Origin of the sequence: Staphylococcus shinii (assembly GCF_017583065.1) — a bacterium.
GTDB classification, from domain to species: domain Bacteria; phylum Bacillota; class Bacilli; order Staphylococcales; family Staphylococcaceae; genus Staphylococcus; species Staphylococcus shinii.
Genome location: NZ_JAGEVL010000007.1, coordinates 77215 through 91927, shown reverse-complemented (window position 1 = coordinate 91927; position 14713 = coordinate 77215). Strand labels below are relative to the sequence as shown.

At 31.1% G+C, this 14713-nt stretch carries 19 protein-coding genes; 8 read left to right on the top strand and 11 right to left on the bottom strand.

What is annotated here, in order from left to right; all coding sequences use genetic code 11:
* The first annotated feature begins 277 nt into the window (after positions 1-277).
* A complete protein-coding gene (locus J5E45_RS10085) occupies positions 278-1186 on the top strand; it encodes a PhzF family phenazine biosynthesis isomerase (RefSeq protein WP_069792780.1) in 909 nt (302 codons plus the stop codon).
* Between the two features lie 46 nt (positions 1187-1232).
* Here the strand turns inward: J5E45_RS10085 and J5E45_RS10080 are convergent, their stop codons facing one another.
* Positions 1233-1643: an Lrp/AsnC family transcriptional regulator gene (locus tag J5E45_RS10080; protein WP_069792781.1), complete on the bottom strand. Its 411-nt coding sequence runs from the start codon at positions 1641-1643 to the stop codon at positions 1233-1235.
* A gap of 110 nt (positions 1644-1753) precedes the next feature.
* Here J5E45_RS10080 and J5E45_RS10075 point away from each other — a divergent pair, with 110 nt between their 5' ends.
* Complete coding sequence (locus J5E45_RS10075) at positions 1754-2161, top strand: carboxymuconolactone decarboxylase family protein (RefSeq protein WP_208182163.1); 408 nt, start codon at positions 1754-1756, stop codon at positions 2159-2161.
* Between the two features lie 189 nt (positions 2162-2350).
* On the opposite strand, the gene J5E45_RS10070 is transcribed toward J5E45_RS10075, so the two are convergent.
* Positions 2351-2899, bottom strand: a complete 549-nt coding sequence (locus J5E45_RS10070) for an NDxxF motif lipoprotein (RefSeq protein ID WP_237282877.1) — start codon at positions 2897-2899, stop codon at positions 2351-2353.
* A 277-nt stretch (positions 2900-3176) separates the two neighbouring features.
* Here J5E45_RS10070 and J5E45_RS10065 point away from each other — a divergent pair, with 277 nt between their 5' ends.
* Complete coding sequence (locus tag J5E45_RS10065) at positions 3177-3413, top strand: hypothetical protein (protein ID WP_039068905.1); 237 nt, start codon at positions 3177-3179, stop codon at positions 3411-3413.
* 135 nt (positions 3414-3548) lie between these two features.
* Here the strand turns inward: J5E45_RS10065 and J5E45_RS10060 are convergent, their stop codons facing one another.
* The 7 genes from J5E45_RS10060 to nagB all read right to left on the bottom strand — a co-directional run bounded on the left by J5E45_RS10060 (position 3549) and on the right by nagB (position 9245).
* Positions 3549-3713 (bottom strand): hypothetical protein, encoded by a 165-nt coding sequence (locus J5E45_RS10060; protein ID WP_172643897.1) that lies wholly within the window; start codon positions 3711-3713, stop codon positions 3549-3551.
* 215 nt (positions 3714-3928) lie between these two features.
* Entirely contained in the window at positions 3929-4297 is a 369-nt protein-coding gene (locus J5E45_RS10055) for a YbaN family protein (protein WP_039068906.1), read from the bottom strand.
* A 154-nt stretch (positions 4298-4451) separates the two neighbouring features.
* Positions 4452-5171, bottom strand: coding sequence for a response regulator (locus J5E45_RS10050; RefSeq protein ID WP_039068907.1), 720 nt, complete (start codon positions 5169-5171; stop codon positions 4452-4454).
* 14 nt (positions 5172-5185) lie between these two features.
* Entirely contained in the window at positions 5186-6766 is a 1581-nt protein-coding gene (gene dcuS, locus J5E45_RS10045; protein ID WP_069792783.1) for a DcuS/MalK family sensor histidine kinase, read from the bottom strand.
* A 455-nt stretch (positions 6767-7221) separates the two neighbouring features.
* Positions 7222-7770: a 6-phospho-3-hexuloisomerase gene (gene hxlB / locus J5E45_RS10040; RefSeq protein ID WP_039068909.1), complete on the bottom strand. Its 549-nt coding sequence runs from the start codon at positions 7768-7770 to the stop codon at positions 7222-7224.
* A gap of 1 nt (position 7771) precedes the next feature.
* The gene (gene hxlA / locus J5E45_RS10035; RefSeq protein WP_208182162.1) at positions 7772-8404 is read right to left on the bottom strand and encodes a 3-hexulose-6-phosphate synthase; all 633 of its coding nucleotides are present in this window, start codon (positions 8402-8404) and stop codon (positions 7772-7774) included.
* A gap of 109 nt (positions 8405-8513) precedes the next feature.
* Entirely contained in the window at positions 8514-9245 is a 732-nt protein-coding gene (nagB, locus tag J5E45_RS10030; RefSeq protein WP_039068913.1) for a glucosamine-6-phosphate deaminase, read from the bottom strand.
* A 369-nt stretch (positions 9246-9614) separates the two neighbouring features.
* Here nagB and J5E45_RS10025 point away from each other — a divergent pair, with 369 nt between their 5' ends.
* From J5E45_RS10025 to J5E45_RS10005, 5 genes are all read left to right on the top strand, one after another.
* A complete protein-coding gene (locus J5E45_RS10025; protein WP_039068914.1) occupies positions 9615-9974 on the top strand; it encodes a YojF family protein in 360 nt (119 codons plus the stop codon).
* A 12-nt stretch (positions 9975-9986) separates the two neighbouring features.
* Positions 9987-10652, top strand: a complete 666-nt coding sequence (gene bshB2, locus J5E45_RS10020) for a bacillithiol biosynthesis deacetylase BshB2 (RefSeq protein ID WP_039068915.1) — start codon at positions 9987-9989, stop codon at positions 10650-10652.
* A 14-nt stretch (positions 10653-10666) separates the two neighbouring features.
* The gene (folE2, locus tag J5E45_RS10015) at positions 10667-11545 is read left to right on the top strand and encodes a GTP cyclohydrolase FolE2 (RefSeq protein WP_039068917.1); all 879 of its coding nucleotides are present in this window, start codon (positions 10667-10669) and stop codon (positions 11543-11545) included.
* Between the two features lie 299 nt (positions 11546-11844).
* On the top strand, positions 11845-12594 hold the full coding sequence (locus J5E45_RS10010) for a hypothetical protein (protein WP_069792784.1): 750 nt from the start codon (positions 11845-11847) through the stop codon (positions 12592-12594).
* A gap of 97 nt (positions 12595-12691) precedes the next feature.
* Positions 12692-13030 carry a transcriptional regulator, SarA/Rot family gene (locus J5E45_RS10005; protein WP_039068919.1) on the top strand — a complete coding sequence of 113 codons (339 nt, stop codon included), beginning with the start codon at positions 12692-12694 and terminating at the stop codon, positions 13028-13030.
* Positions 13031-13190: 160 nt separating this feature from the next.
* Here the strand turns inward: J5E45_RS10005 and J5E45_RS10000 are convergent, their stop codons facing one another.
* On the bottom strand, positions 13191-13757 hold the full coding sequence (locus J5E45_RS10000) for an NADPH-dependent FMN reductase (protein ID WP_039068920.1): 567 nt from the start codon (positions 13755-13757) through the stop codon (positions 13191-13193).
* Positions 13758-13775: 18 nt separating this feature from the next.
* Positions 13776-14648, bottom strand: a complete 873-nt coding sequence (locus J5E45_RS09995; RefSeq protein ID WP_039068922.1) for a Cof-type HAD-IIB family hydrolase — start codon at positions 14646-14648, stop codon at positions 13776-13778.
* Positions 14649-14713 lie beyond the last annotated feature (65 nt).

Here is a 14713-nt window from a genome sequence, read left to right as displayed (position 1 = left end):
TAATGAATATTTTCATAATATTGCTAAATAAGGACGAATGATAGCTTATGTAAATTTTTAAATCTTTTTGTAATTAAAAAAACCAAAAATACGTAACATTATTAAATAATAACGGGTAAACAGAATAATATTTTGGTTTTGAATATGATTACAAGTAGGCTTGTTTTAGTATTTAATTATTATCAAGCTGCTAATATTTGATAAATTATATATAACAACAAATTATTTTATCAACAATCTTAAAGTGTGAGGTTGTTACTTATGTAGGAGTGATTTAATGACAAAATCTGTAGAAGTTTATCACTATGACGCATTTAGTACTGAAGCAAATAAGGGTAATCCAGCGGGTGTCGTATTATGTGGTGATGACTTAAAGGTTGAAGAAATGCAAGCAATTGCCTTAAAAGTTGGATTCAATGAAACTGCTTTTCCACTTAAATCTAATAAAGCTGATTTAAGGATACGATTTTTTACGCCAGGTCATGAAATGAACCTGTGTGGTCATGCAACTATTGCAACGCTTTACGCATTAAAAACTAGAGGTTTATTACAGAATAAAACCGACTTTACAATCGAAACCAACGCTGGTGTGTTACCAATAAAAATTGATAATTCAAGTGATGGTGTATATATTACTATGCAACAATCCTCACCACAGTTTAAAACATTCTCTGGTTCTAAGGTTGATTTAGCTAAGGTTTTGGGTATAGAAACAAGCGATTTTGACGACAATTTACCTATTGTTTATGGAAGCACGGGTGTTTGGACACTTATTACCCCAGTTAAAAACCTTAAAGTTTGTGAAAAATTGAACCCAGATAATGAACTATTTCCCTCAATATTAAAAGAAATGCCACACGTTTCTATTCATCCATTCTGCATGGAAACGCATCATTTCAACACTGATATGCATACAAGACATTTTTCCTCACCCTTTTCAGGTACTAAAGAAGACCCAGTCACAGGTACCGCATCCGGTGTAATGGGTGCATATTACATTAAATATATAAAACAGAGGCAGAGGGTATCAAACACATTAACGCTACTCATCGAACAAGGCCAAGAACTAGAAAAGGATGGTAAAGTGAACGTTGAAGTGACAACTCATACTGATGCTTATGATATAAAAATTTCTGGAAATGCTGTGTATGTCAAAACCTTTAGCATTGTTTTAGATAACATTTAAATCAATAAAAGCATATGGATCATATATTTATGCCACATGCTTTAGTTTAAATTGTTTTTGAAAATATAAAATGCGTTTTAGTATGACCATACCTTTGCATACTATCGACAAAACGTTCTACGTCTATTATATTTTTAAATCTTACTTTAAAAATAAAACAACTTTCCCCAGAAATCCTATAACAAAATTCCACATTATTTTGTTCTGCTATGTATAGTTTAAAATCTTTATATAAATTATTTTTAATCACTATATCTATTATGACTTCAATGTCATATCCTAACGTTTTATAATCAATTTCAATTGTATATTTGTTTATAACACCTAAATCTTTCAATTTATTTATTCTTTCTCGCACCGAAGGCGTTGAAAGATTAACTTCATTACTAATATAATTTAGAGAAACTTTACTATCTTCTTTTAAAGTTTTTAAGATTTTTCTATCTGTTAAGTCCATTTATATAATCCCCTTCAATTTAGTAATAATATTTACATTATACCTAATTTTTAATATGTAATTAAATTTATAAGTATCATAAAATTAACTAAGTTAAAGGAGGAATATATATGCCTATAATTGAATTGTCTGCTTGCGGTGAAACACCATTCCAAAAATTATTAGGTTATAACAGGGAAATTCTGTATAACTGGAATAACCTTAGTAAATCATTAGAAAAGGAACGTTTATTATCTCAAGCCTTAAAAGAAGAATTACGCAGAATGCTAGCTCAAAAGAATGGTTGCAAATACTGTAAAGCAAAAGGAAAACCAAGCCATGAATTAACTGATGAAAAATCAGCCATTTGTATTGGTTTTGTAGAAGTATATCTCACATTAGGAAATGCAATCCCTGATTATGCTATTAAAATATTGAAAGATCATCTAACTCCTTCAGAAATAAGTGAATTGATAGCATTTGTATCTTTTACTACTTGCCAACAATACTTTGGAGCAATTATGCAGTTAGAACCATAACCAAATCAGATATTAATTTCAATAATTTAAAAGAAAATAACTTCGGTAACTAAATGAACCTATTTAAACAGTTAATCCCCTCACTACATATATATAGCAGTGAGGGGGTTAACATTACTAATCAATATATTTCTCTTTTATTTTAATCAAACGACTTAGTTTTAATCTCATGTTTATTTAGAAATTGTTCTACTTTTTCCTGTTTTTTCCATTAACTCTATCTTTATATTTAGCATTCAGATCTTCAATTTCTCCTACAGCTTTTAATTTTGCCTTATCTGAATGTCCCTCATTTTTCATTTCGTTTACTTTATCATTAATTTTACTCATTAATTCATTCACAGAAGTTACATAATCACTAACTTCAAAACTTCCTTTTTCATACTGTTCAGGTATTTGATTTGATTCTATAAAATGCTTAAAGTTTTCATCATTCTTGTGAGCCATTTTTGTTAATCTATTTAATTTTGCTTGATCCTTCTCACTTAACTCATCTCTCTCACTCATTTTTGAAGTATTTTCCTCCAACGCATTAAACGTATCTAAATATTGCTTAATACTTGAATCCATTTCTTCTTCACTAATAGTTTCATCTATTTTCTGACTTGAAAATATTTCAGTTGGTGTTTCTGTCCCTTGTGTTTCTTTATCAGGAGTTTCATATTCCGATTTAGCATTATTACAAGCTGTTAATAGTAATGTTACCGCGATTAGTAATGAGTATTTTAAAACTTTCATTATCAAACCCTTTTTTCCTAAAATATATTTGTTACGATTATAACATATTAATAAACTATGTTATTGTGTATATAGTATTTATCACAAAATATTATGTATTTTATAATTATGATTAACATTTAAAGTTTAAAGAAAAATGAATTGCTAATTCTTTGATGATAAGTGAAGCATTTTTCCTATAAAAAATTTGTTTGATTTATCTATTATTTATCACTTTACTTTAAGTACAAACAACTAGCATTTTCCATAAATCAAATTTAAAGAAAGAAGTGAAGATATGATTGCTAAAAATATCAAGTACCCTTACGCTAAATTAATGATTGATATTATAGGCATACTTTCCTTTATTGGCGTGATGATTATTATAATTATGAATTTTTATATGCGTAAGAGTAATACTGCTTTTGAAATGGGCTTTAACGTCACTGGCAGTAGCTTTATACTTTTATGTGTCTTACTTTGTATTACAATTTTTTGTGCTATTGCTTCAACTATATTTAAAAGAATAAAATAATTTTCTTGTTAAAAAGCTCCCCGAAATCGACTATATAGATTCCGGGGAGCTTTTCTATTCATATTATGTAATATAATTACTAAATTTTAACTCTATAACTTTTAAAACCAATTAGCATTATGTTCAAGTTTCTAACTAGTCAAAGAAATTCATTAATGTCATTACTAAAGTCAAAGCACAAGCAATTAGGAGGACTGTCTTACCTTTTTCTGTTTTCTCATTTCCTTGTTTGTACTCTTTAAGTACAAACAACCAAGAAAATATCACTAAAATTCCCAAAATAATGCTGATAAGTTTCATTTTCACTCCTCCTTTTATAAAGGATAACGCTTAAAAAAACTAGTTTTAAGCACATCGACCATATACCTTTATTTTTAAACCATCGCTTGTACTCTGCTTATTGAGTTAGTGATGGTTACATGAACATTTGTCCATTTCTATCTTTTATAAATACAAATGTTTAAAACAAAAGTTGAATATAGTTTAATCACTGCTTTATTCCTACTTTTTCAAACTTAAAAATCCTTAGGTAATGTTTTAACAACTGTAAATAGTACAATCGTCTGGATAACTACCATAATTACCAACCCTAGTCTTATTAATGAATGATCTATCATAAAAATCGAAAACCCAACGACAATATAAACGCTAATCAATAGCTTAAATTTATTCTTCAAAGTATAACCTTTATTGTTTTTAAAACTCTCTACATAAGTTATATAAACTTTAGTATTTACTAACCAGTTTTCAAATCTTTCCGAACTCTTTGAAAAACAAATAACAGCAACTAATAAAAATGGAGTCGTAGGTAATAGCGGTAATACAGCTCCTACAAAACCAATAATTGTAAATAATACACCCATAGTAATTAAAAAGTATTTCAAAAAAACACTCCTAAAGTTAATTAATTCCAATTATAAACTAATTATATACCTTTTTGAACTTTAGACTTCAATCATAACCCAAATTAATCAGTAGATATTCAATCTGTAGTTATAGACGCTACAAAGATTTACTTGAGACACTATTACATAATTTCTAGGTAACTGAGATATATCTTTGTAGAAAATCGATGTTTTTCTTCTTAAATTTATATAAATAAACTGGTCTACCAATGCCATAAGTGAGTGACTCTTCAAGAATATCTATTTCTACTAAAAACTTTAAATATTTGCGTACAGAGACTCTAGATATATGTGCCACTTCTGCAATTTCTGACGTAGAAAACTCACTCTTTTCTGATTGATTCACGTTATTAACAATCGCTTGTAATGTACTCTGTGTTAAACCCTTAGGGAGTGTTGCTTTAGTCTCATTAACAGCATTGCGCTTATTAAGTAGCGCCTCATCTAACGCGGTTTGATCTACTACTTCACGTTGATTAAATATTTGAAATTTATTCTTATATTTAACTAATGCTTGTTCAAATCTTTCAAATTCAAAAGGTTTAATTAAGTAATCGACTGCCCCATAATGTAGCGCAGTTTGAACTTTTTCTATGTCTGAGGCCGCCGTAATTAAGATTGCATCTGTTTTTAATTGATGTTGACGTATATAATTAAGTAACGTCAAACCACTTTCATCTGGTAAATAGACATCTAATAATACTAAATCAACCTTCTTACATTGAAGTATTGCTGTGGCATCTTTAATGTTATATGCGATATCGTTTATATTAAATCCTGCTATTTTTTCTAAAAATTGTTGGTTTAATTGAGCGACCATCGGATCATCTTCAACAATTAATACATCAATCATCTTTTACCCTTCTTTCAATCATATGGGATTTCAACTATAAATTTAGTGCATCCATCCAAATCTTTATCGACATTAATCGAGCCATTGAGCTTCTTAACACTTTCTTTTATTAAATATAGACCATACCCTCTGTTTTTTCCTTTTGTAGAGTAACCTTTTTCGAAGATCTTATGTTGCATATGTGTTGTTAGACCTTCTCCAGAATCTGTTATATCAAATTTCAAATTTTGTTGTGTATAGTTTAAATTAACTTTAATTATTTTGTCATTCTGATGTTCTAAAGCATCTATACTATTATCAATTAAATTACCAATTACGGTAATAATTTCATGTGTTAAGCGACTATCATGAGGTTCGGGAACCACTTCATTTATGTGAATCGTTAATTCTATATTTTTCTCCCTAGCCAAACTCAGTTTACCAATTAGAAACCCTGCCAATGCCGCATCTTTAATTTGTGTAGCAATATTAACATTTTCTTGAGCACTATAACTCACAATTTCTCGAATATATTGTTTTACTTCCTCATAATTTTCCATTTGTAACATGCCCATAATAACGTGTAACCTATTACTAAATTCATGAGATTGTGCTCTTAAAGTTTCCGCATAAGTTTTCACCCCAACTAGCTGTTCGGATAATCTATTCATCTCTGTTTTATCTCTGAAAGTTGAAATTGCTCCAACGATTTGGTTATTAACATATAGTGGCACTCTGTTAACCAATATTTTCACGCCGTTAATATTTTGTTCTTCATCAACTTGAGGTTGTCCAATCTCTACCACTTTATCTAATTGAGTTGAATCCAAATATTCATTTATTTTCATGCCGATTGGATATGCAGCTAATCCCGCTTTTTTAAATATTTGTATAGCCGATTTATTTACCAAATTAATTTTACCCTCTTTATCTACTGCAACGATACCTTCATGAACAGACTGCAACATCGTATTTCTTTCCTCTAATCGTTTCGCAATAATTCCAGGTTCTAAACCATGTAGTATCTTTTTAATATACCTCGCCAATAAGTATGCACCTACAATGCCGAAAAACAAACCTATAATCAGACCAATACAAATATCTTTCATTCCCGATGCAAATGCTTCATTTACAGTTTCAATGGGTATACCAACTGCGACTATACCAATCTGTTCCCCCTCATCATAAATTGGAGTAAATGACCTTAAAGATTTGCCTAAAGTTCCTTTAGATTCAGTTATTATTTCTTTCCCTTTTAAGGCTGGTGATTCATCTCCTCCTTGAAATTTTTTACCTATTAAATCAGAATTGGGATGCGATTTTCTTATACTATTCATATCCATAACAACAATGAAACTGACGTCTGTCGCTGCCTTAATTTCAGAAGCATAACGCTGTATTTGTTGTTCCTTACTTTTATCTTTCAAACCCCTTTTAACAATATTAGATTGTGCCGTTGTGCTAGACACAGCTTCTGCCTTCTCTTCAGCAGTTCTATGAATAGAATTTTTAACAGTATTTCCTATTAAAATACTAGTAATAACTAAAGAAATTAGCACAACGATACATACAAAAATAATAATTATTGTACTTAATTTCCATTGTCGTTTCTTCAAATATCTCACCTTCATCACATTAGACGCTAAAACATCAATATATCTTAACTTTTTATTTATTAATCACACTAAATTTATTTATAAAAACTATATTTATAAATAGTTAGCTAAATTTATTTTTATCTATTCAATTAATATTAAAATATATACGCATTTTTTGAAAGCCCTTACTCCAATAAAAATGAAATATTAATAAACTCATCGTATATTCATAATATATAATCCTACAACAGAATATATATTCAATTCCATCGCAAATTATGTATACGTACAAAAAAACTATTCATTATTAAAGTATGCCTTTGTGCGAATAGCGATAACTGTAGCGTACAGCCGAAGATTGAAGAAACTCACGAAAAATATACATAACAATTGCACAAAAAAACTGCCAACAAAGTCGGAGACCCTGTCGACAGTCTAGAAGATGTTAATAATTTAAGTGACTAACACCTTACTTATTCTAAATTTGCATGGTTTTGTTGCATGGTTTCTTCATCTATTTTTAGTTCCGTCATTAAATCTAAAACAATACTATCTAAGAATATTTGCGATGCTTGTTCGAATAAACTGCCCAATGGTTGAGCTGAGCCTTCTGCATCATATTTAGTACCTGCTGGCAACTCAATGATTGCATTAGTCAATTGACCAATTGGCGAATTAGGGCTTGTCGTTAATAAAACAACTTCAGCTCCAACACTTTTAGCTTTATCAGCTAAAATTTTCAAGTGTTCGGTTTTTCCTGAGCCTGAAATAATCACAAATAAATCTTCTGAAGTGATGGATGGTGTCGTTGACTCTCCAACAACATACGCATATTTACCTAATTGGTTTAAACGCATGGCAAAACTATTAGCTACAAAGCCAGAACGGCCTTTGCCAGCAACAAAAACTTGTTTCGCTTTAACGACCTGTGCTAAAAATACTTCAGCTTCATTATCTTTCACATGTGAAAGGGTATGGTCTAGTTCGTCTAAGATTAGACGGTAATTTGTAATTTCAGTCATGTTATCTGCCTTCAATCGCATCTTTGCATTGTTTTGCAGCTTCTACTGGATCATCTGCATTAGCAATACCGCCACCAACTACAACTAAATCTGGTTCTTCTGCTACTACTTCTTTAATTGTATCTGGTTTGATACCACCAATTACTGCAACTTTAGAACTTTTAATTACCGACTCCACTTGGCGTAAACTTTCTAACGGTGATTCACCTTCAGCTTGTAAGTCGTAACCTGTATGAACTGCAATATAATCCGCACCTAATTCATCTAATTCTTTCGCACGTTTTTGTAAATCTTGTACTGCAATCATATCGACTAATAATTCTTTACCGTGTTTATGAGCTTCTTCTACTGCAGCCTTGATTGAAGCGTCTTCAGCAACACCTAAAATAGTTACTACATCTGCACCAAATTTCACCGCTTGGCTCACTTCATAATCTGCTGCGTCCATAATTTTAAGATCAGCTAAAACTTTAACGCCTTCAATATTATCATTTAGATGTTGTACTGCTGGTAACCCTTCATTTATTACAATCGGTGTACCAATTTCTACAATATCTACATAATCTTTAACTTTATTTGCAAGCTCTGCCGCTTCCTCTTTGTTTAATAAATCAATTGCTAGTTGTAATTCCAAAATGATCATCCCTTCTTGAATTAGATTATCAAAGCCTCATTTGGCTATGCTTACGCTTTAAAATCTTACGCTTAAAATGTTTACCCTTTTCTGTATGATTAAAACTCACTCACTTTAATCTAGGTGCTGCATCATCATCAACATAAATTTCTACATTGGGGTGTGCATGCAATATGGTAGCTGGAACTTCACTGTTCACTTCATTTTCAGCTAATTTCTCAATAGCTTCTCTTTTCTTCTCTCCAAATGCCAGTAAAATAATTCTCTGAGCTTTTAAAATAGTAGAAAGCCCCATAGAAATAGCTTGTTTTGGTACTTCAGCTTCATTTTCAAAATAACGACTATTCGCGTTAATCGTACTTTCTGTTAAATTTACAATATGCGTTGCGCTGTTCACATCTGTACCAGGCTCATTAAAACCAATATGTCCATTTTCACCGATGCCTAATATTTGAATATCTACTGGACCTTGTTGATTAATCAAATTTTCATAGCGCTTTGTTTCTTCATCTAAATCCATTGCATTACCATTTGGAACATGAAGTAATGACAGATTAAAGTGAGGATAACGTTTGAATAATACGTTATTCATATATGTGTGATAACTTTGTGCATGATTTGCATCAAGCCCTACATATTCATCTAAATTAAATGTTTCTATTTGTGATACATCTAATTTATTTTTCTTTAATAAGTCGACTAAAAATTTATAGACCTCTATCATGGTACCACCTGTAGCCAAACCTAATTTGCTATGACATTGTTGACTCATCTGTTTATATAATTCGCAAGCTACATAAAAAGAAGCATAATCTCTTGTTCCAAGATTTGTTATTTTCATAAACAAATGCCCTCCTATTAAGATGATTAAACTACTACTTTATACTATATACAATCACACTACTCATTATACGTTTTTTTATTCGTTTTAACAGAAATTGAATTTTAGAACTTACACCTTAAAAAAATTCATAAATTAATTATATTAAAATGAGCAGAGTTATACATTTCTATTGCTGTTTTTAGTAGAATAGATAGATAATCAAAATTACAGTACAATTCTTGTATATAAAATTTACTTTTCAGGTGGCAAATGTACAAAAGTCGGTTTAAACTAGACTGTAGATATCTTTTTGCGTACATTGTTTGTACTAAATTTAAATCAAATGAATTTTGTAATGTTGGGTTTTGAAAGCAAGGAGGCAAAATTTTGGAAGAAATAAATCATGAAAAAGTACAATCTTTACTTTCTTCATATGAGCATAAACCTGTATACCTACACGTCGAAACGACAAATGGTGCTTACGCTGCACACTTTGACCAACGTGTATTTAATGCGGGAACCTTTTTAAGAAATATACAAGTGACTTATGAACATGCACAACTGAAAGGCGGCAACAAAGATCCTTACCGCGTTGGACTAAAATTAAAAGATAACGGTTGGGTTTATGTTCAGGGGTTAACACATTACGAAGTAAATGAAAATGACGAGTTTCTATTAGCGGGATTTAACTATGAAGGTCAATTAGCTGCTGCTTTAGAAATAAGTACTCAACCATTTAAAGCTTAAGGAGGGCATATTATGTCAGAGGAAAGCCAAGTATTAGTAATTTTTCCACACCCAGATGATGAATCATTTTCATCTGCGGGCACACTCGCACGTTATATCGACAATGGCGTTCCGGTCACTTATGCATGTTTAACACTTGGGCAAATGGGTCGTAATTTAGGTAACCCACCTTTTGCAACACGTGAAACATTACCGGACATTAGAGAAAAAGAATTAGAAAATGCCATGGAAGCAATAGGCATAACTGATTTACGTAAAATGGGATTAAGAGATAAAACGGTTGAATTTGAACCACATGACGAAATGGATGCTATGGTTAAATCTTTAATTGATGAATTACAACCATCTGTAATTATTTCGTTCTATCCTCAGTTCGCTGTACACCCAGACCATGAAGCTACTGCTGAGGCAGTCGTAAGAACTGTTGGTCGTATGCCAGCATCTGAAAGACCACGTTTACAACTTGTAGCATTTAGTAATGACGCACCTGAAAAATTAGGTGAACCTGACATTCTAAATGAGATCAGTGATTATAAAGAGGTAAAACTTCGTGCATTTGAAGCACACGCATCACAAACAGGGCCATTTTTAGAGCAATTAGCAACACCTGATGTCCCTGGAGAAGTGCACAGTTTCTTAGAAGTAGAACCTTATTGGACTTATAACTTTGAATCTTAAGTGGAGGCAATAGCATGACAGAATTTGACTTATCTACTCGAGAAGGTCGTTGGAAACATTTCGGCTCCGTCGACCCTATTGAAGGAACTAAACCAACCGTAAAAGAAAATATGAAAGACTTGCAAAGCACTCATAAAGACTTCTTATTTGAGATAGAAGAAGTCGGCATTAAAAACCTTGTTTATCCTGTACTTGTTGATCGTTTCCAAACTGCTGGAAACTTTAGTTTCTCAACAAGCCTTAATCAAGATGAAAAAGGTATCAATATGAGCCGTATTTTAGAAAGCGTAGAAAAACACTACCATAACGGTATAGAATTAGACTTTGACTCACTTTATCAACTGCTACGTAGTTTACAAGAAAGCATGAATCAAAATGCTGCTGGCCTAGATGTATCAGCAAAGTGGTTTTTTGATCGACACAGCCCAGTAACTCAAATTAAAGCTGTAGGTCATGCAGATGTTACTTACGGCCTAGCAATAGATAAAAAAGAAGTAACACGTAAGGAAATCACAATTCAAGCTGCAGTAACGACACTCTGCCCTTGTTCTAAAGAAATTAGTGAATACTCAGCTCATAACCAACGTGGTATCGTAACTGTCAAAGCATACATCAATAAAGATGTTGAACTAGTAGACGATTATAAAGGAAAAATTCTTGATGCCATGGAAGCTAACGCAAGCTCTATATTATACCCTATCCTCAAACGTCCAGATGAAAAAAGCGTTACAGAACGCGCTTATGAAAACCCAAGATTTGTAGAAGATTTAATTCGTCTAATCGCTGCAGACTTAGTCGGTTTTGAATGGCTCGATGGATTCGATATAGAATGTCGTAACGAAGAATCTATACATCAACATGATGCTTTTGCAAAATTAAAATACAGAAAATAAAATTTAGACATTTAAAAAGTGTACAAAACGTCGATATTAACCAGACTTTTTGTACGCTTTTTTTGTTTGCATATATAATATATTTTTTATGTTTTGGTAGTATAAGTGACACTTGAGTAAAATTTTAGTATGTTAGATTAAAATTTTAACATCTATTTAAGCTGCACTTCTCTATTTTTAAAACAATAAATACTAAGATTTAAATTTAGCTAATGTTCTATATACGATTTCCATATTAAAATGATTATGATAGTAACTTTAAATCAATTTTTATACGATAAGTGTGGGGTAATGAAAAGATGGACTATAAAATTAAACTTCATAAACTTATAAAAAGCACTGATTATAATTTAAGTACGCCACACTTTTTAAATATTTATTGGGTCTCAAAGGGCGATGTCACTTTACTAAAAAACGATATCTTTGAACAATATATTGCTGGTGATATTTTTTACGTCCATGATTATGAATATACCGAGCTTATATCTATTGATGCTGACTTACTTTGCTTATCAATAAACAACTACCATTACATAAATGATATCGAACAAACAATGTCCAAAACCATTGTTACACATCTTGAAGCGCACCGTATACTAAAATCACAATTTACAAATCTTTTTTCAACTTTGACGGAACAAAGTCATATACCTAATCAAGCATTTTTAACACTTTTAACAACTATACATACATTAAGCATGTGTAACAATCAACTTGGATATGAAGCAAATAATTATAAATATGCGCTAATTAAAAACGTGACAATTTACATTCACAATCATATACAAGATAAATTAAATTGTCAGCAAATTGCCGAAATATTTTTTGTAAATGCTAGCTTTTTATCTCGAACTTTTACAATGATCGTAGGTAGTACATTGTCACAATATATTGTTGCTGCAAAAATTCATTTTTCTAATTGTTCATTATTGAACGGAGATACATTAGAAGACGTCTGGAAAATATATCATTTCCGTACTTTTCAAAATTATTTGCAACAATTTGAAAAAATTAAAGGCTATGCTCCCTATCAATCTTTTAATAAATAAAACGTATTAAAGGCATAGTCAATATGGATGCGCACTATAAAGTGAACCAATAAGACAAATCTTTATACAAAGTTTAAAAAGAATTGAGAGGGTAAATATGGATACAATTTATTATGAAGAAAATAGAAATACAATTAAAAGAGCACTAAAGAAGAATTTAGACATGTCGTTTTTAGAAATTGTAATTTTAGAAAAGCTAAATTACCTCAATAAAGAAAAAATTGATGCTGTAGAACTTAAAAAACACTTAAATATTGAAAATACACCAATATCAGTACAAATTAACCACTTAAGTGACTTAGGATTGTTTAAAAAATCAAGAGACGTTTATGATGAAAGACGCATTTTCTTACATGATATTGATTTCTCTAAAATAAAATCTATTATTAAGCAATATCATTTAATAGTCGATACGATATTAAGTAGAAAAAGCTAATCAACCAAGTTTATAATATAAATAATGGGCTGGAACATATAAATGTTCCAGCCCATTATTGTGATGTAGAGTATTATGTAGGATTTTTGCTTCCTTTTATAACCATTTTACACTGATTAACAGCATCATTTTAGTTCATAAATGAAATGGTACTCTCACCCTATTTTAAATGTTCGTAAGGACTGTTTTTAACGAATGAGATTATTTGATCTACAAATAGACGTGCACGTAATTGGAACTCTTCATTATCTAAGTATAATGTACCATCTTCAAGTTTTTTGTAATCTGTATCATGAGTAGCGATTTGTGTTGGTACCGCTATACCTAACAACGTTCTAACAATTAATCTTAAATGTGATAGTGGTTCAGAACTTACTATACCCCCACTATTACCAATCAAGCCAACTGGTTTCATTTTAAAATCATCCATTGTTAAATGATCTAATGCATTTTTTAAAATACCAGAATATGAACCGTGATAATTCGGACTACCTAACACAAAGAAGTCTGCTGCTCTCGCTTTTTCCTTTAATATGTTTAAATTGTTTTTATAATCTTCACTTGGTTGTGAAGCACCAGATACATCAAGTTGATGGATTGGACGTTCTGCCAAATCGAAGATATCGACTTCAAAATCATGTTCTTCAAAATGACCTTTTAAATATTTTGATAATGCAGTAGTATGCGAACCTAATTTCGCGCTACCTACTATAATTAAACCTTTCATTTATTACTTCACCTCATACTATTTTTCATTGTTTTCTTGGAGTAGTTTCATTATTGCTTTACCAACACCGCTTGCTTCATTAGAATCTGTTGCGTAAGTTGCTACTACTTTCACTTCTGGCGCAGCATTTTCCATAGCAACAGAATATCCTACACGTTCAAGCATTGAAATATCGTTCATATTATCGCCGATTGCCATAACATTTTTCATATCAATGTTTAGTCGTTCAGCAATTGTTTCTAAAGCTATACCTTTTTGTGCATCTGAATGCGTAATTTCAATATTACCTCTAGATGATGAAGATATTGCAAGACTTTCTGATTGTGCTAATTTTTCACTGACACGGTCAATTTTAGACAAATCGCTATCAAACGCTAAAATTTTCATTACAATTTCACCAGGTGTATCTTCAATCTTGTCATAATTATCTACCACTTTTAAAGTACCGTTATCAATACGTTTTTGGATGCCAGCTTTAATCTTTTCTACATCCGCATTTTGTCCTGCACGTTCAGCAATATCTATATAAATTTCTAAGTCACGCTGTGGATTTTCTGTATATATACCTAAGTTTGTGTACACTTGGTAGTAGATATCTTCATTCTTAAGTTCATGCGTAATTCTATTGATTAATTCACGGTTCAAATTAGAAGTACTCATGATGTTAAATGATTCATCTCTCACTTCAGCACCATTCAAACAAATATACGGCATTTTTAAATTTGTTTGATTTACAGGCGTGTTTGCTTCATAAAAAGCACGACCTGTTGCTATTACAACAGTAATCCCTTGTGACTGCGCATATTTAATGGCTTTAATATTCTCCTCGGATATTTCATGTGCGGCATTAAGTAACGTCCCATCCATATCTGTAGCAATTAAGTTTATCATTCGTTTACCTCGTTCCCTTCTTAGATCGATTACACAAATTTAATTACATCTCATTCTCATTTGCC

Bases quoted from the DNA above. Each gene is read 5' to 3' on its own strand.
- J5E45_RS10010 (WP_069792784.1), top strand. From the start codon at position 11,845: ATGGACTATAAAATTAAACTTCATAAACTTATAAAAAGCACTGATTAT.
- hxlB (WP_039068909.1), bottom strand. From the start codon at position 7,770: ATGACTGAAATTACAAATTACCGTCTAATCTTAGACGAACTAGACCAT.
- J5E45_RS09995 (WP_039068922.1), bottom strand. From the start codon at position 14,648: ATGATAAACTTAATTGCTACAGATATGGATGGGACGTTACTTAATGCC.
- J5E45_RS10065 (WP_039068905.1), top strand. From the start codon at position 3,177: ATGATTGCTAAAAATATCAAGTACCCTTACGCTAAATTAATGATTGAT.
- J5E45_RS10085 (WP_069792780.1), top strand. From the start codon at position 278: ATGACAAAATCTGTAGAAGTTTATCACTATGACGCATTTAGTACTGAA.
- J5E45_RS10050 (WP_039068907.1), bottom strand. From the start codon at position 5,171: ATGATTGATGTATTAATTGTTGAAGATGATCCGATGGTCGCTCAATTA.
- J5E45_RS10005 (WP_039068919.1), top strand. From the start codon at position 12,692: ATGGATACAATTTATTATGAAGAAAATAGAAATACAATTAAAAGAGCA.
- J5E45_RS10060 (WP_172643897.1), bottom strand. From the start codon at position 3,713: ATGAAACTTATCAGCATTATTTTGGGAATTTTAGTGATATTTTCTTGG.
- J5E45_RS10075 (WP_208182163.1), top strand. From the start codon at position 1,754: ATGCCTATAATTGAATTGTCTGCTTGCGGTGAAACACCATTCCAAAAA.
- nagB (WP_039068913.1), bottom strand. From the start codon at position 9,245: ATGAAAATAACAAATCTTGGAACAAGAGATTATGCTTCTTTTTATGTA.
- J5E45_RS10070 (WP_237282877.1), bottom strand. From the start codon at position 2,899: ATGAAAGTTTTAAAATACTCATTACTAATCGCGGTAACATTACTATTA.
- J5E45_RS10080 (WP_069792781.1), bottom strand. From the start codon at position 1,643: ATGGACTTAACAGATAGAAAAATCTTAAAAACTTTAAAAGAAGATAGT.
- bshB2 (WP_039068915.1), top strand. From the start codon at position 9,987: ATGTCAGAGGAAAGCCAAGTATTAGTAATTTTTCCACACCCAGATGAT.
- folE2 (WP_039068917.1), top strand. From the start codon at position 10,667: ATGACAGAATTTGACTTATCTACTCGAGAAGGTCGTTGGAAACATTTC.
- J5E45_RS10000 (WP_039068920.1), bottom strand. From the start codon at position 13,757: ATGAAAGGTTTAATTATAGTAGGTAGCGCGAAATTAGGTTCGCATACT.